The sequence below is a fragment of the Mesosutterella multiformis genome (assembly GCF_003402575.1).
GTDB lineage: Bacteria > Pseudomonadota > Gammaproteobacteria > Burkholderiales > Burkholderiaceae_F > Mesosutterella > Mesosutterella multiformis.
Window position 1 is genome coordinate 1,265,766 of the sequence record NZ_BGZJ01000001.1, and the last position, 26,763, is coordinate 1,292,528.

25 protein-coding genes are annotated in these 26,763 nt (G+C 56.4%); 12 read left to right on the forward strand and 13 right to left on the reverse strand.

Going from position 1 to position 26,763, the window contains the following annotated elements; translation table 11 throughout:
* Positions 1-274: 274 nt before the first annotated feature.
* The 4 genes from M4NBBH2_RS05915 to M4NBBH2_RS05930 form a co-directional block, all read right to left on the reverse strand.
* Positions 275-658: a hypothetical protein gene (locus tag M4NBBH2_RS05915; protein WP_116270095.1), complete on the reverse strand. Its 384-nt coding sequence runs from the start codon at positions 656-658 to the stop codon at positions 275-277.
* A gap of 39 nt (positions 659-697) precedes the next feature.
* On the reverse strand, positions 698-1,204 hold the full coding sequence (locus tag M4NBBH2_RS05920; RefSeq protein ID WP_116270096.1) for an HMA2 domain-containing protein: 507 nt from the start codon (positions 1,202-1,204) through the stop codon (positions 698-700).
* Complete coding sequence (locus tag M4NBBH2_RS05925; protein ID WP_116270097.1) at positions 1,201-3,294, reverse strand: heavy metal translocating P-type ATPase; 2,094 nt, start codon at positions 3,292-3,294, stop codon at positions 1,201-1,203. The genes M4NBBH2_RS05920 and M4NBBH2_RS05925 overlap by 4 nt, the downstream gene beginning before the upstream one ends.
* A gap of 131 nt (positions 3,295-3,425) precedes the next feature.
* Positions 3,426-3,731, reverse strand: coding sequence for a hypothetical protein (locus M4NBBH2_RS05930; protein ID WP_022443049.1), 306 nt, complete (start codon positions 3,729-3,731; stop codon positions 3,426-3,428).
* 681 nt (positions 3,732-4,412) lie between these two features.
* Between M4NBBH2_RS05930 and M4NBBH2_RS05935 the strand changes: the two genes are divergently transcribed.
* The 3 genes from M4NBBH2_RS05935 to M4NBBH2_RS05945 are packed head-to-tail and all read left to right on the forward strand — an operon-like array spanning position 4,413 to position 7,434.
* On the forward strand, positions 4,413-6,455 hold the full coding sequence (locus M4NBBH2_RS05935) for a ribonucleoside triphosphate reductase (RefSeq protein ID WP_116270098.1): 2,043 nt from the start codon (positions 4,413-4,415) through the stop codon (positions 6,453-6,455).
* A gap of 35 nt (positions 6,456-6,490) precedes the next feature.
* The gene (gene nrdD, locus M4NBBH2_RS12195) at positions 6,491-6,688 is read left to right on the forward strand and encodes an anaerobic ribonucleoside-triphosphate reductase (RefSeq protein ID WP_370685242.1); all 198 of its coding nucleotides are present in this window, start codon (positions 6,491-6,493) and stop codon (positions 6,686-6,688) included.
* 11 nt (positions 6,689-6,699) lie between these two features.
* Complete coding sequence (locus M4NBBH2_RS05945) at positions 6,700-7,434, forward strand: anaerobic ribonucleoside-triphosphate reductase activating protein (protein WP_116270100.1); 735 nt, start codon at positions 6,700-6,702, stop codon at positions 7,432-7,434.
* An 86-nt stretch (positions 7,435-7,520) separates the two neighbouring features.
* On the opposite strand, the gene M4NBBH2_RS05950 is transcribed toward M4NBBH2_RS05945, so the two are convergent.
* Positions 7,521-9,074 carry a Na+/H+ antiporter NhaC family protein gene (locus tag M4NBBH2_RS05950; RefSeq protein ID WP_235005549.1) on the reverse strand — a complete coding sequence of 518 codons (1,554 nt, stop codon included), beginning with the start codon at positions 9,072-9,074 and terminating at the stop codon, positions 7,521-7,523.
* Between the two features lie 602 nt (positions 9,075-9,676).
* On the opposite strand from M4NBBH2_RS05950, the gene M4NBBH2_RS05955 reads away from it, so the two are divergent.
* The 5 genes from M4NBBH2_RS05955 to M4NBBH2_RS05975 all read left to right on the forward strand — a co-directional run bounded on the left by M4NBBH2_RS05955 (position 9,677) and on the right by M4NBBH2_RS05975 (position 13,712).
* Positions 9,677-9,865, forward strand: a complete 189-nt coding sequence (locus M4NBBH2_RS05955; protein WP_116270101.1) for a hypothetical protein — start codon at positions 9,677-9,679, stop codon at positions 9,863-9,865.
* Positions 9,866-10,314: 449 nt separating this feature from the next.
* Positions 10,315-11,007 (forward strand): nucleoside recognition domain-containing protein, encoded by a 693-nt coding sequence (locus tag M4NBBH2_RS05960; RefSeq protein ID WP_138707971.1) that lies wholly within the window; start codon positions 10,315-10,317, stop codon positions 11,005-11,007.
* Positions 11,000-11,482, forward strand: coding sequence for a YjiG family protein (locus M4NBBH2_RS05965; RefSeq protein WP_022443107.1), 483 nt, complete (start codon positions 11,000-11,002; stop codon positions 11,480-11,482). Before M4NBBH2_RS05960 ends, M4NBBH2_RS05965 begins: the two co-directional genes overlap by 8 nt.
* A gap of 176 nt (positions 11,483-11,658) precedes the next feature.
* On the forward strand, positions 11,659-12,207 hold the full coding sequence (locus M4NBBH2_RS05970) for a DJ-1 family glyoxalase III (protein ID WP_116270102.1): 549 nt from the start codon (positions 11,659-11,661) through the stop codon (positions 12,205-12,207).
* A gap of 89 nt (positions 12,208-12,296) precedes the next feature.
* On the forward strand, positions 12,297-13,712 hold the full coding sequence (locus M4NBBH2_RS05975) for an esterase-like activity of phytase family protein (RefSeq protein WP_116270103.1): 1,416 nt from the start codon (positions 12,297-12,299) through the stop codon (positions 13,710-13,712).
* Here the strand turns inward: M4NBBH2_RS05975 and M4NBBH2_RS05980 are convergent.
* Positions 13,690-14,424, reverse strand: a complete 735-nt coding sequence (locus M4NBBH2_RS05980) for a Crp/Fnr family transcriptional regulator (RefSeq protein WP_116270104.1) — start codon at positions 14,422-14,424, stop codon at positions 13,690-13,692. The genes M4NBBH2_RS05975 and M4NBBH2_RS05980 overlap by 23 nt on opposite strands.
* A gap of 204 nt (positions 14,425-14,628) precedes the next feature.
* Between M4NBBH2_RS05980 and M4NBBH2_RS05985 the strand changes: the two genes are divergently transcribed.
* Entirely contained in the window at positions 14,629-16,125 is a 1,497-nt protein-coding gene (locus tag M4NBBH2_RS05985) for an FAD-dependent oxidoreductase (protein WP_116270105.1), read from the forward strand.
* A 117-nt stretch (positions 16,126-16,242) separates the two neighbouring features.
* On the opposite strand, the gene M4NBBH2_RS05990 is transcribed toward M4NBBH2_RS05985, so the two are convergent.
* The 4 genes from M4NBBH2_RS05990 to M4NBBH2_RS06005 form a co-directional block, all read right to left on the reverse strand.
* Complete coding sequence (locus M4NBBH2_RS05990) at positions 16,243-16,758, reverse strand: cysteine hydrolase family protein (protein ID WP_116270106.1); 516 nt, start codon at positions 16,756-16,758, stop codon at positions 16,243-16,245.
* Between the two features lie 38 nt (positions 16,759-16,796).
* Positions 16,797-17,147 carry a hypothetical protein gene (locus M4NBBH2_RS05995; RefSeq protein WP_116270107.1) on the reverse strand — a complete coding sequence of 117 codons (351 nt, stop codon included), beginning with the start codon at positions 17,145-17,147 and terminating at the stop codon, positions 16,797-16,799.
* 32 nt (positions 17,148-17,179) lie between these two features.
* Positions 17,180-17,851, reverse strand: a complete 672-nt coding sequence (locus M4NBBH2_RS06000; protein ID WP_116270108.1) for a hypothetical protein — start codon at positions 17,849-17,851, stop codon at positions 17,180-17,182.
* A gap of 125 nt (positions 17,852-17,976) precedes the next feature.
* Positions 17,977-20,778 carry a heavy metal translocating P-type ATPase gene (locus M4NBBH2_RS06005; RefSeq protein ID WP_124944084.1) on the reverse strand — a complete coding sequence of 934 codons (2,802 nt, stop codon included), beginning with the start codon at positions 20,776-20,778 and terminating at the stop codon, positions 17,977-17,979.
* A gap of 105 nt (positions 20,779-20,883) precedes the next feature.
* On the opposite strand from M4NBBH2_RS06005, the gene M4NBBH2_RS06010 reads away from it, so the two are divergent.
* Both M4NBBH2_RS06010 and proC read left to right on the forward strand, forming a co-directional pair.
* Positions 20,884-21,354, forward strand: a complete 471-nt coding sequence (locus tag M4NBBH2_RS06010; RefSeq protein ID WP_235005548.1) for a winged helix-turn-helix transcriptional regulator — start codon at positions 20,884-20,886, stop codon at positions 21,352-21,354.
* 78 nt (positions 21,355-21,432) lie between these two features.
* A complete protein-coding gene (proC, locus tag M4NBBH2_RS06015) occupies positions 21,433-22,314 on the forward strand; it encodes a pyrroline-5-carboxylate reductase (protein WP_116270110.1) in 882 nt (293 codons plus the stop codon).
* 95 nt (positions 22,315-22,409) lie between these two features.
* Here proC and M4NBBH2_RS06020 read toward each other — a convergent pair whose 3' ends face one another.
* Both M4NBBH2_RS06020 and M4NBBH2_RS06025 read right to left on the reverse strand, forming a co-directional pair.
* A complete protein-coding gene (locus M4NBBH2_RS06020; RefSeq protein ID WP_116270111.1) occupies positions 22,410-23,048 on the reverse strand; it encodes a YigZ family protein in 639 nt (212 codons plus the stop codon).
* 241 nt (positions 23,049-23,289) lie between these two features.
* Positions 23,290-23,919 (reverse strand): hypothetical protein, encoded by a 630-nt coding sequence (locus M4NBBH2_RS06025; protein ID WP_116270112.1) that lies wholly within the window; start codon positions 23,917-23,919, stop codon positions 23,290-23,292.
* Positions 23,920-24,186: 267 nt separating this feature from the next.
* Here M4NBBH2_RS06025 and M4NBBH2_RS06030 point away from each other — a divergent pair, with 267 nt between their 5' ends.
* Positions 24,187-25,755, forward strand: coding sequence for an alanine/glycine:cation symporter family protein (locus M4NBBH2_RS06030; protein WP_116270113.1), 1,569 nt, complete (start codon positions 24,187-24,189; stop codon positions 25,753-25,755).
* 106 nt (positions 25,756-25,861) lie between these two features.
* Here M4NBBH2_RS06030 and M4NBBH2_RS06035 read toward each other — a convergent pair whose 3' ends face one another.
* Positions 25,862-26,638: a radical SAM protein gene (locus tag M4NBBH2_RS06035; RefSeq protein WP_116270114.1), complete on the reverse strand. Its 777-nt coding sequence runs from the start codon at positions 26,636-26,638 to the stop codon at positions 25,862-25,864.
* Between the last annotated feature and the right edge of the window lie 125 nt (positions 26,639-26,763).

The window sequence follows — 26,763 nt, forward strand, 5'->3', positions numbered from 1 at the left end:
TTTGTATTCCTTCTGATCTTTCCGGAGTTTGGCAGCCGCGGATCGGGGGCGCGCCGCTGCAGACTTTGCAGCTGTCCAGGGGGCGTCCCCGGCCCCGGCGCATTCACTGCGTGGACGGCTGTTCGAGGGATAACGATAACGCAACAGGGCGTTTTATGCCGGTTTTTTTAGCCTCAGGCTTATCCGAGGAATGTATTCAACCGGGCGCTTTCCGTGATGTTCGGAACTGATCAGGCGTGTTTTGCGGGATTAAAGAAAAGATAGGGATAAAAGCTTAGGTCTTATCTCTTTTTGGGTAATCCGGGGATTTCGAATCGGAATGCGGGGTTTCCGGTGCGTTTTCTGCCGGCTCCGGAGTGTCTCCCTCGGGATCCTCGCGATGACGGCCGGCAAGTCCCTCAGCCATCTGCCCGAAGTCTGACATCGCGCCGGTCAGGCTTTCCGTCAAGGCCTCACACCGGCTGATCCAGCCATTGATGGTCTCACGCAGCAGGATGAGAAAGGCGCGGCACTCTTTCGGCATGAGGAGATAAATAAGGAGCAGACAGACGGTAGCGGCCACCAGCGCTATCAGCACTGCAGCCGCTGCCCAGAGCAGAAGGGCACCGCCAAGAATCGCCGCAATGGCGGTGAGAATCCCCTTCGTCAGTTTTTCCATGCCTTAAACCTTCCGGGGCCCGTCAGAGCCCCATTCCTATCAGATAACCGTACTTCTGTAGCGTATCAGATGCCAGGCAAGGAAGGCAGTGAAAGCGACACCGGAAGCGACATGCAGGGCCATCTTGCCTCCAGGGCCGATTCCGGGGACAAGACCGAGAAGCGTGAGCGCGTAGGTCGCCGTCATGGCGCGGTTCACGTTCTGGTTCACGAACTTGGAGCCGTGGAAGGGGTTGAGGTCGCCGATCTGGAACCCCTTTGCCGGCGCTCTCTGACGCGTGGCTGCGGACTTGGCGGGAACAGGCTTCTCTTCCGGAAGAGCGGCAGAGGCGAGGGCCTTCAGCTGCTCAATATCGAGCTTTGCCGGGTCCCAGAGCAGGAGGAGGCTCCCGACCCGGGGATTGATTTCCACGGAACGGACGCCTTCAAGCCCCGCGAGGAAAGTCTTCACCTGCTTCACGGTTTCCGCGTTTTTCAGCGAAGCGTGCCGTGCCCGGAGACGCCCCGGGAAGTAGCTTCGAATGCAGTTTTCAAAAGAGTCCGTCATGATGCATTTCCTGTCAGATAGTTGCCGCGCATTGAATTCACGCAGACGCCGATCGTGGTGCCATTATGGAGCAGGGCTCCGGCAGCCGGTGTGAGTACATTGGTGAGACCGCCGGCAAGGAAGAGCGTATTGAGTCCAACGCTCGCCTTGAAGTTCGTCTGCACACGGGCCATGGCGCTGCGTGCGAGACGGATGGCCTTCGGAAGATCGGCGAGGTTGTTCGCCGTGAGCACGACGTCCGCGACCTCCTGAGCGATATCCGTACCGTCGCGGAGAGACACACCAACGTCAGAGCTTGTGAGGGCCGGTGTGTCGTTGATGCCGTCGCCCACCATGATCACTTTGTAGCCGGCGGCGCGAAGCGCCTTCACGGCTTCAGCCTTGCTTTCCGGGAGCATCTGCGCGCGGAACTCATCAATGCCGAGCCGGGCCGCGATATTCGCGGCGGTTCTCGGGTCATCGCCTGTCAGCATCACAACCTTCTTGATCCCCAGGCCCTTCAGTTCCCGGATCACGTCCACGGCGTTTTCTTTCGGCGGGTCTTCGACGCCGAAGATACCAATCAGTTTCCCGGCGTGAGCCATGTAGAGAATGCTCTTGCCCTGGTCGGAAAGCCGGATGATATCGTCAGTCATCACGCTGACATCGACATTCTCGTCCTCTTCCACGAAGTGACGGGAGCCGAGAATAATGTCACGCCCTTCAACCCGGGAGCGGATGCCGTGAGCCACGACATATTTCACCTCAGAGTCGTGCGCTTCGATCAGATGATCGAGTCCGGCTTCGCGCGCGGCCTTCACGATGCTGTGAGACACGGGGTGCGGGAAGTGCTCTTCAAGGCAGGCCGCGACTTTGAGGAGTTCATCCTCACTCCATTCACCGGCCGACACCACGTCCGTGAGGCGCGGAGTAGCCTGAGTGAGCGTTCCGGTCTTATCGAATACCACAACGTCAGCCTCAGCGAGCGACTCGAGATGCCGACCGCCCTTCACGAGAATGTTTTCCCGGGTTCCTTCCTTCATGGCAGAGAGAACGCAGAGCGGCGTGGAGAGCCTGAGCGCGCAGCTGTAGTCAACGAGGAGCACGGATGCGGTGCGGGTGAGATTCCTCGTGAAGAGGAACACAAGGCCGGCAAGGAGGAAGTTGAACGGCACAATCGCGTCAGCCAGATGATCCATCCGGCTTTCGATTCCGGACTTCTGACGCTCGCTTTCATCAATAAACCGGGCGATCTGATTCAGGCGGGAATTCTCGACAGATCCGGTCGGACGGATATCGACCTCACCCTCTTCAACCACGGTACCCGCGAAAACGGGCATTCCCTTCGCTTTGCGGACTGGCAGCGGTTCCCCGGTCATCGTTGACTGGTTGACGAAGGCTTCACCCGAAACCACGGTGCCGTCAACCGGGATGGCGGCGCCTGAGCGCGCCACGATGAATTCATCGTCATTCAGAAGCTGAATGCTCTTCTGACGCACGCTGCCATCGGGTTCGCGCACCCAGACCGTGTTCACGCGGACCGTGAGCTGCTCGGCAAGAGAATCCCGAGACTTTTTCTTCGTCGCCTTTTCGAGCATGTCGCCGAGGCCGAGAAGGAGAATCACGAGACCGGCGGTCCCAAAGTCCCGCATCAGAAGTGAAATACCGACCGCTGAGGCGTCCAGCACCTCGACATTCAGTTTTCCTTTCAGGAGTTCGCTGATTCCTCGGCCGATGAACGGAATTGAGCCGATGGCCGTATGGATAGTGTTCCAGAGCGTAGGAAGCAGAGGACGCACGAAGACATAGCGTTCAAGCGGCCACCAGTTGTAGTCGGGATCCTTAGGCGCAAGCCCTCGCTGGGCTGAGGCGGGGCGGGGCGGCGCGGCTTCGGTGCGGATGCCCGCGAGCGCGTCAACCGCCGAGAGCAGTCCTTTCTCGGTGGAGTAGGTGATAAGAATTGAGCCGCAGCGCGGGCTCACCCGGACACCTTCGACGCCGGTGATCGCGTCGAGTTTTTCGGCGATCGTTTCAGCGAGGCTTCGGGTGAAGCAGTTCGCTGACCTCCAGCGGATGCGTCCCGGGATGTGATGGACAACGGTGAGATTCATGCGGAAAAGGTCCTTCTGTGTGTATCGGCCTGCACAAAATAAAACGGAGCCGGGCTTTCGCCTGGCTCCATCACACCTTCTGATTGCAGCTTTCAGGGGAAAGCCGGTCGGTATTGCTTACGGACCCGGTATCAGGCAGCAGCGGGCTTTTCAGCAGCGGGCTGCGCGGGAGCGGCTTCCTGAAGCACCGGCTCCTTATCGGAACGGCGTTCTTCAGACTTCGCCTGGGCTTCGGCGAGCACGTCAGAAATATCTTCACGGGCAGCGTCAACCTTTTCGAGAACCTTCTCACGGACGTCATAGCCGCGGGAAAGAAGATCAGAGGCGATAGGCTTGATGCCCTTCAGCTTGCCGCGGGAAACCACGGTAGCACCGATAGCACCGATAGCGATGCCGCCAAGGAGGAAGAGTCCGCACTTCACGACTTCACGGTTCATTTTGTTCTGGCCTTTATAGAGTAAGTAGATTTCTTGCTGAGGCGCCTCTTCTTGTCTCTTGAAAAGAGATGATTATGAGAAGCGTTTTTATTTCCGCTATTTTACCGAAGAAAAACGATTTTGGTAGCCGCCCTACTTTTTAGCACAGGTAGTGATAAACAGGCAATTTGTGCAGAAGATCTACTCAGAGGAGGTACTCTGGCTGGCGGTCAGAAGAGCGGCGCTATATAGAAAAGAAAAAAGAAAATGCGAAAGGCAAAAAAAACCGGGCTTGCAGGTAAGCCCGGACACCAAGAAAAGCATGGTTCACTTTATACATAGCAGCAACAGTAGCGCTGCAGCCGCCAGCCCCTCGAAAGGAACCACGCAGGGAGAAACATCAGATTGTCCGCAATAACCCATCACGGTTCTGACGTAGGGAATTGTACGTATTGATAGGTAAAATATAATAGGTGAAAACCCTAAATAAAAGAGAGTTCCGGATTTAAGCAGTCGAATCAATGTGTAGCGGTACTCTCCCTTTTGACTACAACCTAAGGCCAGATAACGTATCAAAGCTATGATGATATAGTAAACAGAAAAATCACAACAAATGGTGTTTTCCGCGTTTTCATTCGCTATCAATGGTGTTTATGCGGATTTCACTTCTGTTTAAAACACAATGATCTCAGGGGACTCAGAATGACAGTGGAACTTGAGCCGCGCCATATTATCAAGCGCGACGGCAGCATCCGTGATTTTGACGCGGACAAGATCGTGATCGCGATCGCGAAGGCGGGCAAGGCAACCGGAGAAATCACGGCTGAAGGCGCAAAACGCCTGACGGAAACCGAGGTGATGCCCCGGATCCGGGCTCTGAAAACCGAAACGCCGGATATTGAGAAAGTTCAGGACGCTGTCGAACAGTCGATCTTCGCGGGCGGTTTTTTCAAGACGCTCCGCGCCTACATCGTTTATCGCGAGCAGCACGCAAAACAGCGCGACGCAAAGCACAGCTGGATTGATGTTGAGTCTTCGATCAATGAGTATCTGAATCAGCTTGACTGGCGCGTGAACGCCAACGCGAACCAGGGCTACTCGCTTGGCGGCCTGATTCTGAATGTGTCAGGGAAGGTCGTCGCGAACTACTGGCTGAATTCGATCTACGCGCCGGAGATTGGGCTCGCTCACCGGAACGGCGATCTTCATATCCACGACCTCGATATGCTCTCCGGCTACTGCGCCGGCTGGTCGCTACGTACGCTTCTGCAGGAAGGACTGAATGGGGTTCCCGGGAAGGTGGAAGCCGGGGCGCCGAAGCATTTTTCTTCCGCCGCCGGTCAGATCGTGAATTTCCTTGGCACGATGCAGAACGAGTGGGCGGGGGCTCAGGCATTTTCTTCGTTTGACACCTATATGGCACCTTACATCCGTAAGGACAATCTGCCGTACGAGGAGGTTCTTCAGAGCATTCAGGAGCTGATTTATAACCTGAATGTGCCGTCCCGCTGGGGCACGCAGACGCCGTTCACGAATCTCACGTTTGACTGGGTGTGCCCGGAGGATCTGAGAAATCAGCATCCGGTGATCGCGGGCGAGGAGCAGCCCTTCACCTATGGTGAACTGAAGCCCGAAATGGACATGATCAACCGGGCCTATATCGAAGTCATGATGAAGGGGGACTCGAAGGGCCGTGTCTTCACGTTCCCGATCCCGACCTACAACATCACCAAGGATTTCGACTGGGACAGCCCGAATACCCTGCTCCTCTTCCGGATGACGGCGAAGTACGGTCTTCCGTATTTCCAGAACTTCATTAATTCGGATCTGAAACCGAACATGATCCGCTCGATGTGCTGCCGCCTGCAGCTTGACCTGCGGGAGCTCCTGAAGCGAGGCAACGGTCTCTTCGGTTCCGCGGAGCAGACGGGATCCATCGGTGTGGTCACGATCAACTGCGCGCGGCTTGGCAATCTCTTCAAGTCCGATGAGGAAGGTCTCTACAAACGCCTTGATCATTTGCTGGAAATGGCCCGCGACTCGCTTGAAGTGAAGAGAAAGGTGATCCAGCGCTATATGGATCAGGGGCTCTTCCCGTACACCAAGCGTTATCTCGGCACACTCCGCAATCATTTCTCCACGATCGGCGTGAACGGCATGAATGAAATGATCCGTAACTTCACGAACGACGAGCATGACATCACCGATGACTGGGGTCATGCTTTCGCGCTGAAGATGCTGGATCACGTCCGCAGCCGCATGGTGGAATTCCAGACCGAAACCGGCCATATGTATAACCTCGAAGCGACGCCTGCTGAGGGCACGACTTACCGGTTCGCGAAGGAAGATAAGAAACGCTTCCCGGATATTCTCCAGGCGGGTACACCGGAGCATCCGTACTACACGAACAGCTCCCAGCTGCCGGTTGGATATACGGATGATCCGTTCCTCGCTCTTGAAATGCAGGATGACCTGCAGAAGAAATACACCGGCGGCACGGTTCTGCATCTCTACATGAATGAGGCGGTGTCGTCCGCTGAAGCCTGCAGAGAGCTCGTACGGCGTGTCCTGACGACATTCCGCCTGCCGTACATCACGGTGACCCCGACTTTCTCGATCTGCCCGAAGCATGGGTATATCTCAGGGCGCCATGATTTCTGCCCGTACTGCGACGCTGAGCTTCTCGCGAAGAAGAAGGCGGAAGCCGCAGTGGCAAATGCCTCGCAGGCTGCCAAGGCTGCGTAGGCTGACTAGACTTTGAATAGTGAAACAGGAGACGAATGATGGAAGAAAAATCCTCTGAAGTGGTTCTGAAAGATTCCGAGCGTCAGAAGTGCGAAGTGTGGACTCGCGTGATGGGATATCACCGTCCGGTGCAGTCCTTCAATAAAGGCAAGGTCGGCGAATTTCTCGAGCGCAAGTTCTTCACGGAAGAGCACTGCGGTCTTGCCCGTCCGGCTGAAAAGGCGAATGCCTGAGGGACGGAGGCATGACGCCTGAAAGAGGTCCTGAAGGACTGCGGGTCGGAGCGATCACGTCATTTACGACGATCGACTTCCCGGGGAAACTGGCGGCAGTCGCTTTTATTCAGGGCTGTCCGTGGGACTGTACGTATTGTCAGAATCCCTGGCTGCGCCCCTTTAAGTTTGATCCGCAGTATGAGCACGAAAGCTGGGAGTCGCTCATCGCGCTTCTCAGCCGCCGGAAGGGGCTTCTGGATGGCGTTGTTTTTTCCGGCGGCGAACCGCTCTCAGACCCTGCGCTGCCGGCAGCAATCAAGGCGGTGAAGTCACAGGGATTTCTGGTGGCGGTGCACACGTCGGGTGCCTACCCCGCGGTTCTGAAGGAGATCCTTCCGGATATCGACTGGGTGGGGCTTGATATCAAGGCACCGCTCACTGATCCTGCGGCTTTCAGGAACATTATCCGGGTTGGCGCAGGGGAAGAGAAAACGCTCGACAGTCTGGATATTCTGAAGGCTTCAGGTGTTCCTTTTGAATGCCGCACCACCTGCCACCCGGCTTTTCTTTCTGAGGAGCAGCTGCTCGGGATTGGTGTGTCGCTCGCGGCAAAAGGCGTGAAGTCCTATGCGCTGCAGCCCTTCCGTGTGCCGCCGGGATTTGAGTCTGAGTCACTTTACCCGAACTGTCCTCCGGACTATCCGAGTCCGGATCTTCAGGCAAGGCTGAGATCGCTTTTCCCGCAGTTTGCCGTAAGACGCTAGAAGTTTTCTGAGGAGAGAGAAAAGGGGCCGGATTCCTGATTGGAACCCGGCCCCCTTTTATTCAGAGCTTCAGCAGACGCTGATTTTTACGCCTGAGCTTTCGCGGCTTTGGAGTGACGCATATGAAGCATGGTCACGGCAACGAGCATCAGCACAACGGACGTACCGAAAGAGGCAATCCAGGAGCCGTGAGTGAAACCGGCAACCAGATACCCGGCCATCGCGCAGGTGGCCACAGTGAGCGAATATGGCAGCTGCGTTGATACGTGGTCTATGTGGTTACACCCGGAACCTGCCGAAGAAAGAATCGTGGTGTCAGAAATCGGCGAGCAGTGGTCACCGAAGACGGAGCCAGCGAGCGTGGCGGAGAGGGCCACGATCATCATGTCAGGCATGACAGAGTGGGTGATCGGAACCATGATCGGGATCAGAATGCCGAACGTGCCCCAGGCCGTGCCGGTCGAGAAGGATAGGAACGCGGCAATCACGAAGATGGCGGCCGGAAGGAAGAGCGCGGTGGCGGAACCCGACTGCACCAGACCCTGGATGAACTGCGGAGTCTGAAGCATATCGCGGCAGACACCGGACAGAGCCCAGGCGAGCACAAGAATCATATTCGCGGGAAGCATCACTTTCACGCCTTCAACGAACCCATCCATATAGGTCTTGAAGGACATCACCTTGCGGCTGAGGAACATGATGAGCGTCACGATGTGAGCACCGAAGCAGGCCCAGACGAGAGCGGTGGAAGCGGAGGTGTTGCCGAGCGCGGCGAACACGGTGTGGAACTTGGGATCCTTGCCCCAGTAGCCGCCCGAGTAAAGCAGACAGAAGACCGCGAAGCAAATGAGAGCGATGATCGGGATGATCATGTCGGCAACCGTGCCTTTTTCCCCAGCCCGGTCAAGAGCGTCAGACTTCACCACACCGGTGCCGGCGCCGTTATCGATTCCTTCCATGGCACGCTTTTCAAAGGCCTTCATCGGACCGATGTCGTAGCTTGTCCAGCTGATAAAGAGGGCAAGACCGATCGCGAGCAGCGCGTAGAAGTTCCACGGAATGGCGGCAACAAACGCGGCGAGATCATTTTCAAAAGCGCCCGTGGTCTTAAGAGAGGAGCCGACAGCGGCAGCCCAGGAAGAGATCGGGGCGATGATGCAGACAGGGGCCGCGGTCGTATCGACGAGATAGGCGAGCTTCGCGCGGGAAATGCGGTGCGCGTCCGTCACCGGACGCATCACCGTGCCGGTCGTGAGGCAGGAGAAGTAGTCATCAATGAAGATGCAGATGCCGAGACCGGTCGTCGCCATCAGGGCGCCGCGGCGCGATCTGATTTTGCCGAGGGCCCAGTGTCCGTAGGCCTTGGTGGCACCTGAGAGCGAGATGCAGTACACCAGGGCGCCAAGCATTGATGTAAAGAGAATGATGGTGAAGTCAAGCTTATTCACCATGATTCCGAAGGTGGCGGACACGGTTCCCATGACAGGGTTCGCGCCGGTTCCAATGGCCCAGATCAGCGATCCGGACAGAACACCGAGCAGCAGCGAGGACAGCACTTCTTTCGTTACAAGAGCGAGTCCGATTGCGATGATGGGGGGCAGAATCGACAGCCACCCGGCGGCGTAAGGGGCGATCTCCATTTATTTATCCTATTAGAGGCAGTCTGGCCGGAAGTCCCCGTGCGGCTACAGTCCGGACGGGGAGTGCAATCCGGCGATGTTAACTGCGATTCTACTTAGCTTGAAAATGAATGTGAACATCGTTTCAGTACCAATACCAAACTTTAAAATTGAAAAAAATTATTAAAAATATGTTTTTTAAAGATTTATTGGTATAATAGGAGTTGTCCCAATATTTCTTTTTTCTCTCAGGGACGAGTGGATCATCTTAGGCGGTAACCTTGAAAAAAGGGCTCTCTGAAACCGCCAGCCCATCGAGCAGCAGACATCTGCTGAATAAAGTGCAGACCGGATCCGGTCGAAAATCTGTGCATCCACTCAAGAGAAAAATACGGCAGAACGCCTCCTGAGACAGGCGGGCTGCTCCTATAAAACCCTCACTGTTGTTTTTGCTTTTTCCGCCCGCCTTTGCCGGCGGAAAGATCCTGTAACGGCTGTCACGATGCAGTCATCAAAATGCCTCAGGATCTTCATAAAAGAGGGCTATAAATAGATTCGTCGGATGAAACCGCAAACCACGCCAGAAAAGCAGGCGTACAAAAATAAATATAAGGAAGTGAAAAATGACTAACTATCAGTATGAAGACAAGAAGACGAACAACCTCGTGAAGCAGGTAGTCGGAACGCTTTCCCGCCGGATGGGCCTCAGCGGCCAGTCTGAGAGCGGGATCAAAATGAAGACTGCTGAGGATCTCGCCTGGCGCGAATCGATCCGCAGCATTGACCTCGCTTACGGGACTGGTTCTCTCTAAGCACTCGATTCCTCCCTAGGCGAGGAATCCACCGGGGACGGGCGGATCCAAGGTTCGTCCCCTGAGAATTCAACGAAAACCCTGTTCAGCAATGAACAGGGTTTTTTCGTTACTCAGTGGTATTCCGGTATTCCGGGGAAGAAACCAACCCCGGTGATTAAGACAGATTCTGCCTTGACTCAGCGTATGACTCTCATTATTCTTCGATTTCTAGCTGTCCCTTCATAGTTCAGGCGGCTGGATGCGGCTTCAGCTGTTTCTGCAGCTGAATTAAGAGCTTACAAAGTCAAGCCGCAGCCCTAGAGAGTCTCCGCCCGGGAAAGGCGGAGAGCAAAACGACCTGCAGGCGACCCTTCCCGGGCGACCTGCGGATATTTCTTCATTCTTCTGTCCGTAAGTCCGCTTCGATGCAGTTACGCCGAAGCAGATTTTGCTCAGGGAGCTCATTCATGTCTGATGCAAAAGTAGAAACAAACGCTGCTGAACAGGCGCCTCAGACACACGAGAACAAACTGCCGGGAATCGGGGCGTTTATCGCCTTCATTCTCGCTGTGATTATGTTCTCCGGTGTGTTTGCCAAGATGCCTGATGCCTACAAGTGGCTTTCCGCCCTTGACTTCTCGACCCTCGTCGGCAAGTTCGGCACAATCGTCGATAAGGCGAACCTCGTGGGTCACGGCGGCAACGGTGCCCGCGGCGGCTTCCTCTTCGGTCTTTCCCTCGTTCCGGGCGTGATGTTCGCTCTCGGCATGATTGAAGTCCTCGCTCACTACGGTGCTCTCCGTGCCGCTCAGTTCCTGATGACTCCGCTTCTCAAGCCGCTCCTTGGTCTGCCTGGTCTGACGGGTCTTGCCCTGATTACCGACCTTCAGTCGACTGACGCCGGTGCTGGTCTCACGAAGGGGCTCTATGACGACGGCCTGATTAACCGCAAGCAGCTGGTTACGATGTGTGCCTGGCAGTACGCGGGCGCTGGCTGCATCAGCAACTACATGACTACTGTGGTCGGCGGTCTTATCGCCTGGTTCCTTGTCCCGATCTGGGTTCCGATGGTGGTTTTCCTCGTCCTGAAGTTTGTCGGCGCGATGCTCGTTCGCTTCGTGCTCTCGACCGTTTATAAGAAGGACTTCGCAAATGAGTAATAACAACGCAGCTCAGGCCGAAAAAGTTTCCCAGAATCCGTTTGATATCTTTATCGTCGGCTGCCGCAAGGGCTGGAATCTCGGCGTCTTCAACTTGATCCCGAACGTGCTGATGGCGTTCGTGCTCACCTACATGCTGACTATCTTCGGCGTGATGGATTGGATCGGCAATACCTGCGGCGGCTTTATGGCCGTCTTCGGTCTGCCGGGCAAGGCAATTCTCGTGCTCTGCGCCACGTGGCTCTCCTGCGGTGCCGGTGTCGGCGTCGCTGCCGCTCTTGCGACGGACGGTTCCCTGAACGCCCATGACATCACGATTCTGCTTCCCGCCCTCATTCTGATGGCGTCTCAGATTCAGTACATGGGCCGTCTCCTCGGAATTACGGATTGCCCGAAGAAGTACTGGCCGGTTCTGATGGTGAACTCGGTTCTGATGGCCTTCATCAGCATGGAAGTGATGCACTTCTTTATCTGATGAGGCTTCAGGATTCTGCCTGACGCAGACAGAATTCCGAAAAATCAGACATGCCCGGCTCCTCACTCAGGGGCCGGGCATTGTTTTTATGTCTCTCCGCTCTGTCTCTCCGACTCGGACTGCGGCCGATAAAATACGGGCATCACTTATATAAAACACCTGGAGGTATCGGCAAGATGTCACATGCATTGGTTTTCATTGCGGACGGTTTTGAGGAAATCGAGGCTTTGACTTCCGTTGACCTGCTCCGCCGGGGCGGTGTGGACGTAAAAACAGTTTCCGTGGGTGGCGGAAATCTGAGAAAGGGAGCTCACGGTGTTCAGATTCTCTGCGATACGCTGCTCTCCTCCGCTGACTGGGATCAGGCCGATATGCTCGTGCTGCCGGGCGGCTGGCCGGGAGCGGAAAACCTCGGGCAGGATACCGTTCTCACGGGAAAACTGAAGGAATTTGCGGCTGATCCGAAGAAATGGGTGGCCGCGATCTGTGCCGCGCCCTATGTGCTTGGCGGTCTCGGGTTGCTGCGCGGAAAGCGCGCGACCTGCTATCCGGGCTTTGAAAAGTATCTCGAAGGGGCTGATGTGACCGGGGGCCGCGTCGAGCGTGACGGACATATCATCACGGGCCGCGGTCCAGGAACGGCTTCTGATTTCGCGCTTGAGCTCGTTGAGGTTCTTGAAGGGAAGGAAAAGGCGGAAGACGTCCGCGACGGTCTCGCCGGCTGATCTGAACATAGAAGAGAAAAGTCCCCGGAAATTCCGTTTTTTCCGTTTCGAGTTTAGAATCAGGGTTTACGCTACTCAGGTTTCTACTCATGACTCTTTTCTCTTCTTTTCGCAAACGGAAAAGGGGCCTGCGGCACGCTGTTGCTTCAGGTCTTTTTCTTGTCTGCCTTGCGGCTCTTGGGGTATCGGGCTCTGCCGTAGCTGCCGGGATCGATGCTGTAAAGCTGCAGGTGAATGTCCCTTATGCCTTCCTGCCATTGCTTAAAGGAGCGGAGGGCGCGGCGTTCGCTTCCGAAAAGAAAGAAGGAACTTTCCCGGCCGGCCGCTATCTCGATCTCTCATTCGGGAGCGGCATGGCGCTCCGCGAAGGACTTGGAGATGGCCGATACCGGCTTCTCGCGGTGACTGACGACGGCCCTACCTGTCACGGACCAGTACGAAAGACGCGTGACGGTCTGATCCCGACCCGCCTCTATCTGATTCCTGGGTATTCGCCGCTCTTTGTCGAACTGACGCTTGACCTGAAGAATCGGGTTCTGCAGGTAACCGGAATTCGCCGCGGAAGCCGGAATTCACAGCCTTACAGCGGTATTCCTCCGAAAGCCGCGCGATCCCTTTCACTCGACTTTCATGAAGAACCTGTTACCACGGGGTTTTCTCCGATAGAGCCGCGGGGCTCCGCAATCAATCCGCAGGGCATTGCTGTCACATCTGACGGTACGATCTGGGTAGCCGACGCGTCGCTTCCTTCAGTTGTCCGGCTCTCAAACCGGGATTTTGGCGAAGTCTCTCGGGCGATACCCGGAAAGGGACTTCCCCGGTTTCTCGCCTGGAGCGCCATGGAGTCCGGTTTCCAGGGACTCGCGCAGCTTCCGAACGGGAGACTCGCCACAACGATTACTCCTGAAAGACGGGCGGACTACGCGGTGATTCTCCTATCCAATCCGTCAGATTGGACGTCCCGAGCCTATGTCTATCCGAAGCCTTCTGATCTTGACCGTTTTTCTCTCAAAGCTTTCGCATCTGTCGGGGATGGAACCCTTTTCGCGGTAGAGAGCGGAGAAACCGAGCGGGGAAAGGCGGTTTCGCGCCTTGTCCGTATCAGCTTCAAGGGTGCGGATGATCTCTCGGAGTTCCCGCTTCGGGGAGGCAGCATCGTGGATACGCCGCTTCGGTACCTGAAAAGCGAAGGCGTAACGCCGGTCCGCCGGGATTTCGTGGCGGATCTGATCAAAGCCGGCGTTGATAAACCGATTTCAAGTCTGGTGCGGATAGATGATGTAGCGCTTCTCGCTGTGAACGAATCGCACTATGGAGTGAGGTGCAGAGCCGCAAGTGGCGCAGCGCTGCCTTCGCTCAGGCTTTCACCGGACGGTGATCTGATGAAAAACGGCAAGGTGCTGCCGGATGAGGAGCAGGCGGTGGCGCTTCATCCGACGGGAAACAGCACAAATGCCTGGCTCCTGAAGTTTCCCAAACCGTTCACGGCTTCCCGTATCCGGTGAGATAGGTTGCCTCGGCGGCACCCTTGCCGTCGATCCAGTCATAAAGGTCAGAGAAGAGCTCTTTCCGTACAGAGATTGAACGGCGGTCTTTCCTGATCAGACCGGCCGCTTCCCACTGGGAAAAAATTCTGCTGACAGAAACCCGGGACAGATTGACAACCTGTCCGTACTGAGAGTTATTGAGGAGCAGCGGGATCACAGTCCAGTCGTCCCGAATCGGTATCCCGTAACTCGTGATCAGCACCTTGAAGAGTGTCCGGAGCCGGGACTGCGGGTCGAGAGTGAAGTTCGCGACCATGCCTTCGATGTAGCTCTCCTCTTTTGCTGTCACATCAGCGAGCACGGCTTTGCCGAACTCCGGGTCCTTGGACATCTCTTCGCTCAGAGTCCGGGGGGGCATGGCGTACACCACGCAATCGCGCCAGGCAACCGTTTCCACATTTACCCGTTCATCCACCGCGGCTGAGATATCGCACATGCTTCTTCCGGGCGGGATGAGGGAGAGAATCGAGCTTGATCCCTTGATAGCGCTCGCTATCCGGTAAACACAGAGTCCCCGGACGAGAAGAAAGGATTTCGGATTATCGCCTCCGGCTTTCAGCACCTGGTTTCGTTTCACTTTCTGAAGGACGCCCCGCCGTTCATAGAGGGAGGCAATCACAGGGGGCACGGCTGGCTGAACCCAGGGCAGGTTCTGAAATATCTGGCGCACGGGGATGCACTCCTTAAGAGGTCTGATGTCGGATGAATACCAAAAAATGTAACACGCTACCGTGTTCCTGTGATTTAGTGTAACTGCTGATACAGATTTTCTCTTCCTATTTGGGGATAATTTTTGAGTTAAGCCTAAATAGAAAGAATTAGTTCTGTTTTAGGCTGAGTAACTAATACAACACATTCAAGTGGAGAGAGAAGAATGAAGTTACTGAAGACGATCATCGCCGCGACTCTGGCGGCCGCCTGTGTTCTCCCGGCTCAGGCCGCGGATAAGACGATGAGCACCGATATCGTGGTGCTCGGCGCCGGCTGCGGCGGTACCTCTGCCAGTGTGGCAGCTCAGGAACTCGGTGCCAAGGTGATCCTGCTTGAGAAGCAGGGCATTACGGGCGGTACCTGCAAATTCTCCGAAGGCATCATGGCGGTTGAGTCCAAGATGCAGCGTGACTGGAACTACGGCCTGACGAAGGATGACGCCTTCCAGCGCATCATGCGTTACGGCCACTGGCGCGGTAACGGCCGCGTGGTCCGCGCGTTCGTGGAAAAGACCGCGAGCACGATTGACTGGATGCAGGGCAACGGCGTGAAGTTTGAGAAGCTCTTCTCTAACTATCCGGATGGTCTCTACACCTGGCACATTTATGAAGGCCGTGGCGCTGGCTGGCTCGCCAAGTATCAGGACAAGTTTGTGAAGAACGGCGGCACGCTGCTCCTGAATACCCCCGCCACCGATCTGATCCAGGGTTCTGACGGTGTTGTGCGAGGTGTGATCGCGAAGAACAAGGATGGCGACAAGATCACCATCAACGCGAAGGCTGTGATTATCGCCACCGGCGGTTTCGGTGCCAACGAAGCAATGAAGAAGAAGTATCTCCGATTCCCGGGTGTTGACGGTCTCGCTCAGACCGGCAAGACCGGCGACGGCATCCAGATGGCCTGGAAGGCCGGTGCTGCTGAAGACGGCGTTGAGGTTCAGGCTTCCTACCGTCCGGGTCCGAAGGGCGTGGGCACCACGAATCAGGTTGCCGCTTCCGCCAAGCAGCCGCACCTCTGGCTGAACCCGGAAGGCGACCGCTTTGTTGATGAAACCGTCATGCTCGAGTGGCCGTTTGCCGGCAACGCTCTGGAACGCAACGGCGGCAAGATGTGGGTTGTGTACGATCAGGCGACGCTTGACTACATGAAGAACGAAGGTATCGACCTCGGCGTCGGCGTGATGGTTCCGGTCGCGACGAAGCTTACGAAGTTCGATTCCGAGTGGGATGCCGCTGAAAAGGCTGGCTGGGCCAAGAAGGCGAATACGCTTGACGAGCTCGCCAAGATGACCGGCATGCACGCTGATGTTCTGAAGAAGAACGTTGCTGAGTACAACCACTGGGCTGATATCCGTCACGACGGTCTCTTCGCCAAGAATCCGAAGTACATCCGTCACGTGAACAAGGCTCCGTACTACGCGATTCAGCTCGTTGCCACGTCTCTCGGCACGCTCGGCGGCATCAAGATCGACGACAAGTGGGAAGTGGTCCGCAAGGATGATTCCCCGATCAAGGGCCTCTACGCTGCCGGCAACGACGCGGGCGGTATGTATGGCGACAGCTACGATCTGCTGATGGCTGGCTCCACCATTGCCTGGGCTGTGAATGGCGGCCGTATCGCGGCTGAAAACGCTGTGAAGTACATTGGCCTCAAGAAGTAAAAAGCCTCAGATTCCTGCTCCGGGATTCCCGGAGCAGTGAGTATGAAAAAGAGAAGCCCGGAGAGCAATCTCCGGGCTTTCTGTTTTAAGCAGCATCAAAGCGGCTGAGATCAGCGATCAGGCATCGATCTGGCAGATCCGGAGCGCTTTCAGAGCGTTTTCGTGATTCTCAGGGGTCGTTCCGGCGCAGAGCTCCGGTTTTACCTCAATCGCCGTTTCAGGGGCGGCGGCCTTCGCGATCAGCGCGTTGCTGATCACACAGATATCGGTACAGACGCCAGTGAAAATAATGCGGTCATAAGTCTTCAGACGGCTGCCGAGTTCCAGGCTTCCGAAGGTGGGTTTCTGGATCGTGCGATCAGCGGACGCGAAAGGCTTCAGCTCTTCGCAGATGTCCCATCCCCGGCTGCCTCTGATGCAGTGAGGTACCGGAAGACGCCGGCCTTCCTGCGTTTCGAGATAGTTTTCAGGATGCGTGTCCTGAGTGAAGAAGACATCGGCGGGAGAAGAGGATGCAGCATTTTCCGCAAGAAAGTCCCGGATGCGGGGCAGAACCTCCGCGGCCTCCCGGGTTCCGAGAGAGCCCGTAACGAAATCGTTCTGCATATCAATCACGACGATAGCGGTCTTCATGGCCATCTCCTTTAGAAAACGCGATCCGTCAGAGCGGATCAGAGTTCGGCGGACGGGTCAATCGCCTGTACGCACTTGAACTGCAGCCACACCGAGGCGCCTTTGGTCAGTTTGCCGGACGCGTCCTCAACGCCCCAGGAAATCGTCTGATCGAGCGGCTGGATCCCCATGCCGCGTTTGGCGCAGAAATTTTCCGCATGCTGCACGGTCGCTTCCTTCACCCGCATCGGATTCTTTTCGAAGGGCCAGGTTTCGGTGCGTTCGTAGATTTCGCCAAGAACCTGCTTCTGCTGAACCTGGGTATCCAGTTCAACACCCGGGTATGCGCACCCGGAGAGCAGAGCGGCGGCAGCGGCGGCTGTCAGGACGGGAATCAGCGTCTTTTTCATTGGTGATTTTTCCTCAGAGAGTGGCGTCAGTCTTACTTGTTGAATCCGTCAAACTTCAGAAGATTGTCGTAGTCGATCATGTGGCACTGATCGAGCTTATTCACGCGGACAATCTTGTTATCAGGAAGCGAAGTGAAGATGGCGCTGCAGCTGTAGTGCCCCAGATTTTTTCCCCAGGAGAAGTTCGCCTGATACTGTTTCCCCGGCTCGGGGACAAAGCGGAAGCCCGCACGGCAGAGTGCGCCGGTGTCCTGCGGCATATCGTCATCAGGTCCGAGTTTGATCTTCGGTGCGCTGCCTGGGACCCGATCATACGGAAGAGAGTACTGGATCTCGATTTCCTGACCGGCCGGAATACGGATTTCAGCCCAGCGGTTTTTATCCGGGAAACGGACCGTGGCGGACGAAGGCGGAAGTCCGAGTGACTTTCCCTGGTTCGGCAGATCTGCAGGAGCTTTTTTCGTGATGCCGTCGAGATAGTACAGCACCTGGTTATGCTTCCCGTCCCAGGTGTAGCAGAAGTCGGCGTCGTCCTTGGTGACCGTTCTGACGGCAATCATGCCTTCACCGCCGACTCGCATCAGTGCGGTTTTCCCTTCTGTCGGTTCCACATAGTGATTCGGGGGAGGGGTAACAGCGCAGCCGCCGAGAAGTGCTGCGGAAAGAGCGGCAAAGGCCGCTTTGGAAAGACGCATCCGGATCAAGTCAGAGCTCCTAAAAAACCGACCCCTCCCATGGAAAGGAGGGGTTTCGCTCCGGCTATTTTAACCGGGGGCAGGACACTGTGGCCGCAGCCTCCGGCTGAGATGCGAGAGAGATGAGGCAAAGATCAGGCGACTTCGTAGCCGGCGTCGACGATTGCCTTCTTCAGAGCATCCTCGGAAACACCGGTGCCGCAGGCAACGGTGGCTTTGGCGCCCTCGAGATCCACATCAGCCGACGTTACACCGGCGACACCTTCAAGCGCCTTTTTGACACGCGCCTGGCAGTGACCGCACATCATGCCCTTCACGGGAAGCGTGACAGTCTTTCCTTCAAGGGGAGATGCGCCGTATCCGGCAGCTTCCACTGCCTTCACGAGGGCGTCCGCCGTGACGGAGTCATCCGCCTTCACACAGGCCTTGGCGCCTTCAAGATCGACCTCCGCGGAGGCGACACCCGGCACCTTTTCGAGAGCTTCCTTCACGTGAGCCTGGCAGTGCTTGCAGGACATACCGGTGACAGCGAGATTCAGGGTTTTCGTATCAGCCATTTCAGTTGAGTTCCTTTCTTCAGGAGTTTCAGGTTCAAGAACAGGGCAGGCTTTGGGCTCTGCCGGGATTGCTTCAGAGGCGGCAGCCTTAGGGGCGGCCGTAGACTCGGAATTCTGGAAAGCGCTCTTAAAGAAGCGAAGCCGGAGCGCATTGGTTACCACGCAGACACTCGAGAGACTCATGGCTGCGGCGGATACCATCGGGTTCAGGATAATTCCGAACGGATAGAAAAGTCCGGCCGCGATCGGAATGCCAAGCGTGTTGTAGATGAAGGCCCAGAACAGATTCTGGTGAATATTCCGGATGACGGCCTGGGAGAGCCGGCGGGCGTCCGCAAGCCCGGTGAGGCGGTTCTGCGAGAGCACGATGTCCGCTGACCCGAGGGCCACATCGGTGCCGGTGCCGATCGCGATACCGACATCCGCCGCGGCAAGTGCAGGAGCATCGTTAATACCGTCTCCCACCATGGCGACAAGGTTGCCTCCCTTGCGGAATTCCTCAAGAATCCGGGCCTTGTCTTCAGGTTTCAGACCAGCTCGGACCTCGTCGATTCCGGCCTGGCGCGCGATTGCGCGGGCCGTCAGCTCCTGATCACCGGTAAGCATCACGAGGCGCAGTCCGGCTTCATGAAGAGCGGCCATTGCTTCTTTCGCGTCGGGCTTCAGAGGATCCTGAAGGGCAATAGCGCCGAGAATCCGCTTCCCAAGCGAGAACCAGAGCACGGTCTTTCCTTCAAGGGAGAGCTTTTCAGAAAGCGCGTTTTCCTTCTCACCGAGTCCCGGTCCGAGTTCGGACATCAGACGGGCATTGCCGGCCAGAAGCAGCTCACCGTTCGCGGTGGCACGGATGCCGGCACCCGGCACCTGCATGAAGTCCGTGAGCGGGAGAGTCGCGAGGCCAACGTCAGCGGCGCGTTCAATGATCGGGCGGCCGAGAGGATGTTCGGAAAGCTTTTCAATTGAAGAGGCGAGCTGCAGGAGTTCATTCCGGTCCGAATTGTCAGAGGGAATGAGATCGGTGATCACGGGCCTGGCCTGTGTGAGCGTGCCGGTCTTATCAAGCAGCATAGTCTTCACGCGGCCCATCAGTTCGAGTGACTTCGCATCCTTCACCAGAATCCCAAGGCGGGCGGCGCGCCCCGTACCGACCATGATGGCGGTAGGCGTGGCGAGACCAAGCGAGCACGGGCAGGCAATCACGAGAACCGAAATTGCCATCGTGACAGCGAAGGAAAGATCCTTGCCGAGAACCAGCCACACGATCAGGGTCACCAGGGCGATACCGATCACGATCGGGACAAAGATCGCGGCGACCTTATCCGCGAGGCGCGCGATCGGTGCCTTGGTGGAAGTCGCTTCCTCAACAAGCGCGATGATGCGGGAGAGCGTTGAATCTTTGCCGACCCGGGTGACTTCAACCGTGAGGTGGCCGGATTTCGCGACAGATGCTCCAGTCACTTCCTTGCCCGGAGTTTTCTCAACCGGCAGCGATTCACCAGTAACAACGGACTCGTCCACCCAGGCGAGGCCGGTCTTCACACGGCCGTCAGCCGGAATGGTTTCACCGGCTTTGACAGCGAGGAGATCCCCCACCTGCACGGAGTCAATCGGCACAGTCACTTCAGCGCCGTTACGGATCACCGTGGCGATTGAGGGACGAAGTTTCGCCAGAGCGGTGACAGCCTCCGTTGCTTTTGATTTGGCGCGCGACTCCATATATTTGCCGACAGAAACGAGCGTCGGCACCATAGCGGCGGAGTCGAGGTACAGGTTGCCGAAAAGACGGCGGACTTCCTCTGTATTGCCATCAGCGGAGGCGAATGCCATCAGGTAAAGCGAGACCAGCCCGAACAGATAGGCGGTGCTCGAGCCGATCGCGACCAGCGCGTCCATATTCGGGTGACCGTTGAAGAGGGAACGGAAACCGTTGATATAGAAATGACGCTGAATCAGAAGCACAATGCTCGCGAGGATGAATAGCGTGAGCGTAACCGGGACGGCGCCGCGGGTGCCGGAGAGAGATTCCGGAAGCCAGCCCTGCATGGATCCCATGGATAGAACCATAAGAATCACGGAAATAATGGCGGACCAGACCAGGGCGCGCCATCGCGTCGCGGCTTCTTCAGCAGCTTTTTTCTCCTGACTTGTCTTGGCTTCAGGAGCGGCGCCTTCCGGCGTCGCTCCGTAGCCAATCTGGGCAATCCGGCTGCAGATGGCTTCGTTCGTGACTTTGGTCTCGTCGTACTCAGTCGTAAGAGTGTTCGCGAGCAGATTCACGACAGCGCTCTGCACGCCGTCCATTTTTCCGACTGTCCGCTCGATAGCGGCCTGACATGCCGCACAGCTCATGCCAGTGACATTGAACCTTTGTTTTTTCACTTTCAGGGTTCCTATCAATTTTCATGTAATGGACATTTTAGAACTTAATGCTAAAATAGCAATAACGATATAAATGAAACCAAGTATTCTAAGAGATATCAATAAATGACTCTGAACGCGAAGAATGACAAGTACGGATGCCCGGTGTGCGAGAAGATCGCCCGGGAGGAAGGGCTGATGAATGATGTGGATGACACGCCATACTGCCCGGTTGAAAAGACCCTGTCGCTGATCGGCGGGAAATATAAGGCATTGATTCTTTGGCGTCTGATGGAAGGTCCCATGCGTTTTTCACAGCTCGCGAGGATCGTGACCGGAGCAACACCCCGCACGCTCACGCGGCAGCTCCGTGAGCTTGAGGATGACCATCTGGTGCACCGTCATGTGTATGCCGAAGTGCCAGTTAGGGTTGAGTATTCCCTGACTCCGCAGGGGGAAAGCATTTATCCGATTCTCGCCTCGATGTACCGCTGGGGAAGCGGCTACCTGAAGGCTCATGGCAAGAAGGTTGGCTGCGCGATGAAGCCGCCCGCGGGTATGGAAACCGAGGAAGAGGATGAGGCCGCAGCGGCCTGATCTTCGCTGACCGGGCGTCTCGCTTTTATCAGAAGCAATGGGATACACTCTTGATACGTATTTTTCAGGAGTAAAGGCATGAAACTCGGTGTCATCGGCGCGGGCAACATGGGCCGCGCGATCCTTTCAGGGATTCTCGCGTCCGGTCTGATCACAAAGGACGACATTGTGGCGTCCAATCGGACTGAAGCCGACCGTGATAAGACAGAGAAGCTCGGTGTCAATGTGACGGGTGACAACACGGACGTCGCGCGCGCGGAATGTGTGATTCTCGCGGTGAAGCCGGCTAAGCTCGCTGATGTGATTCATGAGATTGCCCCGGTCGTCGGCACGGATACTCTGATTGTCAGCGTGGCAGCCGGCCAGTCGATCGCCCTCATTGAATCGCTTTTCGGAAAGCCTGTGCAGGTGGTCCGCGCGATGCCGAATACACCGGCGCTCGTCCGTGAGGGGATGACCGCGCTCTGCGCGAATAATCTGGTGTCTGAGGAGTCGTTCGCATGGGTTCAGGCTCTTTTCGCGACCTGCGGCCGTGTCGAAGTGATTCCCGAATCCCTGATGGGGGCAGCCGGCACGGTGAGCGGCGCTTCTCCCGCCTGGGTTTACATGCTGATTGAGGCGATGGCGGATGGTGCCGTGCGTGACGGAATGCCGCGCGCGCAGGCCTATAAATTCGCGGCTCAGGCGGTTCAGGGCGCAGCCAAGATGGTGCTTGAAAGCGGGCTTCATCCCGGTGAACTGAAGGATCAGGTGACGAGCCCCGGCGGCACGACGATTGAAGCGGTGCGTGTTCTTGAGGAGCGCGGATTCCGCGGCGCCGTGATTGACGCGATGGGAGCCTGCACGGCGAAGAACGACTGTATCGCCGCAAAGGCAGCCTCCGCTGTAGCGACGAAGAAAGAGGCGCAGGCGCAGGAACCTGGCGCGCTGTCCAATCTCTTCCGCGCGCTGAAAGGCTGAATCGCCGGAAACTGACCGTTTTTCGGGCAGAGAAACAAAAACCGAACCGATGTCAGATCGGTTCGGTTTTTTTTGTTGGGAGACCGGCATGCCGGTCAGTCTTCTTCTGGCGGCTCCACAAGGACAGAGCCTGAAGTGAGTTCCGTCAGATCCTTGGTCAGCGCCGGGATGGCGTCCCGGGGAATCGCGAGAACGTACTCCGCGTCCATGCCGAAATTGGATTCTGAGATGCTGGCCCGGTACTGCGGAAGAAGTCTGAGAAACTGCGTGACGTAGCGATGCTCGATCGTGACGCGGAGCGGTACGGTGACGAGCCGCTCCGCGGTGGGGAGTGTTTCGAGCGCGAACTTCACGGTTCCCTGGTACGCGCGGATAAGACCGCCGGTACCGAGCAGAATGCCGCCGAAGTAACGGGTCACCACAACCGCGATTTCACCGACCCCGCAGTGAAGCAGCACGGTAAGCATGGGGCGTCCCGCGGTGCCGTGAGGTTCGCCGTCATCACTCATTCCGACCTGGGCGGTGGCGCCGGGAGCGCCAGCGGCGAACGCCCAGCAGTTATGCCTTGCGTCAGAGAATTCTTCCCGTATCTGGTCAATAAAGGCTTTCGCTTCTTCGGGAGATGTGACATGGGCCGCTGTGCAGATAAAGCGGCTTCGCTTGATGGTCTGCTCAACCCGATGAAACTGCCCGAGTGCAAGATCCGGCACCGGATAGAGAAAATCATTCGGCATAAATGAGAATGAGTATTAATTGCAAGTGTAAAGAATTGTATCTGGTTCCCTGCCAGTCTTGTATTTTTCTTAATTCCGAGTAAAGTACTCAAGTATTGAAAGGGCGCCAATTCTGGTTCTCTGGCTCCCTTCTCATGGTTTGCTTCTGGCAAGTCTCCTATATATTTTAAGCCTTCAGCCGCTCCCGGCCGAAGGCTTTTTTTTAACCCGAAACTGCGGAGACGCCTGAATTACGCGGTTTTCAGCGGTGCAGCTTGATGCGTTCCACGTAGTAGGAGATGGCAGAAATGGACATCAGCGCATAGCCGAGGAGTTCTGTGCTTTCTTCAGAAAGGCGCTTCGCGATGTACTTCGGGCCTTCTTCTGAGATGAAGAGAGACCAGAGGTGGCCAGAGCCGTAGAGGCGGGAATAGACAAGGAGCATACCGAGACCGGCGATCATGGCGACAAAGGATTGAGAGCGGACGAAATGCGCGACGCCTTCGAGCGCTTCCGACAGCCCCCGCTTCCAGACGCCCCAGAAAAGAATCACGAGGAAGACCGCGAGAACAATCTGCCAGGCGCTCTTTGAAATAAAGTCGAAATAAGCGTCCTGCTCACGGATGAAGAGTGATGTCATAAAGCCTGCCATCAGCAGGATGCCTCCCCGCTCCTCGGGGATCAGTTTCGCCAGGGTGAAGAAACTGCCCATTGAGATCAGCAGCACGATGTCCTGTACCCACTCGATCGCGGTTTCAGACTCAACCCCGTAGCGGGACTGCCAGAAACAGGCCGCAAGGCAGAGCAGATAGATGAGGCCGCCGGCCAGCACAGCGAGAACGCCGTAGCCGAAGGTTTTGAGGTTTTGCTTATCGCGAGGCGTGAGTGTCATGATTGATGAACCTGTTTCTTCTTTATTTTTTTAGCGGATAGAGGTTCTGTCCGTTTTTTTCCGAGGCGGTACATTAGCAAAATTTACGGGTTTGTGAAATTCCTGTGAAGGTATCCCTCCTGAAATAAGGGAAAACGGGGTACACGAAAAAGTGATGACGCTTTCCGCCTAAGGGTGTCATCCGGCGGTATCCTCTAAAGAAAAATTCCGTTTCAGATTAAGAAATAGTCTGTTTCCTCCTTCAGACTACGTTTTTTGGGATATTCCATGGAAGGATTTATTACTCAGGCGAGCAACTTTGTCTGGTCGCCCGCGCTGGTCGCGCTTTGTCTTCTTGGCGGCCTTTGGTTTTCGGTTCGGGGCCGGTTCCTTCAGCTGAGACTGATCGGCGAAATGATCCGGCTTCTCTTCCAGAAGAAAGTGGGTGAAGTCGGTATTTCGAGCTTCCAGGCACTCACCATGACGCTCGCCGGCCGGGTCGGTACCGGCAATATCGCGGGCGTCGCTACGGCCATTTGTTTTGGCGGTCCGGGCGCGCTTTTCTGGATGTGGGTTGTGGCCTTCCTCGGGGCGTCATCCGCCTTTGTTGAATCAACGCTTGGTCAGGTTTTCAAGGTCAATATCGACGGCGAATACCGCGGCGGTCCGGCTTACTATATCGAGAAGGGCCTGCACAGCAAACCTTTTGCTGTGCTGTTCGCTGTGGTGACGGTGCTTGCCGCAGGGTTCCTCTGCCCGGGCGTTCAGGGCAACTCAATCACGAGCGCCTTTACGCACGCCTTCGGACTGAACACCGCGGTCACAACGGTTTTTGTTATCTCGCTTCTCTGCTTCATTATCTTTGGCGGCATTACCCGTATCGCGCAGTTCACGGTCGTGGTGGTTCCGTTCATGGCTCAGATCTATATCGTTGCGGCTCTCATTATCGTCGGCGTGAATATCGACAAGTTCCCCGCGATGCTGCAGCTGGTTTTCTCGTCCGCTTTCGGCGTGAATTCGATGTTCGGCGCCATGCTGGGCACCGCGGTGACCTGGGGCGTGAAGCGCGGCCTGTACTCCAATGAAGCCGGTCAGGGTACCGGTCCTCACGCGTCGTCTGCCGCCGCCGTCTCTCATCCGGCGAAGCAGGGTCTCGTGCAGGCGTTTTCGGTTTATATCGATACGCTTTTTGTCTGCTCGGCCACTGGGTTCATGATTCTTCTCACGGGCTGCTACAACGTGATCGGTCCGAACGGGCAGACAATTGTGAATAATCTGCCGGGCGTGGAAGTGGGACCGGCCTACACGCAGGCCGCTGTCGAAACGCTGATGCCGGGCTGGGGTTCCCCGTTTGTGGCACTTGCGCTTTTCTTCTTCGCCTTTACGACGATCGTTGCTTATTACTATCAGGCGGAGACGAATATTGTTTACCTTTTCCGCGGCTCGAAGCGGGGCGCCGCAATCTTCGTGCTGCGCGTCATTTTCCTCGTGGGCACGGCCTACAGCTCAATGAAGAGCGCGGATCTCGCCTGGGCCATGGGTGATATCGGCATCGGGATGATGGCCTGGGTGAACTTCATCGCGATTCTGCTGCTTCAGGGAATCGCCTTCAAGTGCCTCCGGGATTATGAGGAACAGAAACACCTGGGGCTTGATCCGACATTTGATCCGGCAAAACTCGGTATCACGAATGCCGAATACTGGACAGAATCGCAGCGTGAAACCAATACGATTCTCGAAAAATCCTCCGGTGTCGATAACCGTGTGCTTTCTACCCTGCAGGAGAAGCGTGAGCTCGAAGCCGCGAAGAAGGGTAAGAGAACCGGCCTCTTTATTGATAATGACGGGGATGACTGAGAGTTCCCCCGTTCTTCCGGCATAGAAAAAAGCGTTCGTCATTGGAAGATGAACGCTTTTTTCGTTTTCTCCGGAACAAAGTCAGTACCGGAGTAAAGCGGCCGCGCTAGTACGAGACCTGGCAGGTGAGGCCCCGGGCCCGGACACGTTCAGCGATCGCGTCAAGCTCTTCATGCGTTGCTTTCTGCAGGTCATGCGCCGGGGTATCGCGGTCAATCGTATAGATCGTGACAAGTCTCGGTCCGATCTTTTCAACTGCGTCCAGCCAGGGACCGACATACTTTTCATCGACGTTATCGACCCGCTTGCCGTCGAAAGATCCGTGAAGGAACATCGTCTGAATGATGGCGCGGTTTCCGAACCGTTCCATTGCTTCGAGGATCTTATCGAGATGCAGAGCGGCATTGGGCCGATCAACCCGCTCAATGTATTCCTCATCTACGGTGTCAAGCTTCAGCTCAGCGTTGTCGACCTTGAGAAGCGCGTCAAAAATGGGCTGACGCGTGATAAGGAAGGCGTTTGTCAGGACAGAGACCTTCGCCTTCGGGCAATACTCATCACGGAGCTTCAGAACGTCATCCACGATTTCAGAAAATTCAGGGTGACCGGTCGGTTCGCCGTTCCCGGAGAAGGTCAGCGTATCGGGGAGCTTCCCCTCGGCTTTCATTTCCTCGAGCTTTTCCCTGAGCATCGTACGGATGAGCCCCCGGCTCGGCATCTTCTGATGCGGACGCGTGTCGGCATTGAAGCCGATCTCGCAGTAAATGCAGTCGAAGGAGCAGATCTTGCCGTCCCCCGGGCAGACATTGATACCGAGAGAAATGCCGAGACGGCGGCTGTGAACGGGGCCGAAAAGGGGTGATGGGAAAATTATCGTAGACATGTTTTTTTTTAGGTTAGGGTCTTTGTTCCATTGTAGCCGCGGGAGTGAAAGCAGTCGGGGAAGCCTTGCGGGGTGTCGGGAACATCATTCGTAGTGCGGAATATCCGGAACTCAGGAGGCCAAGC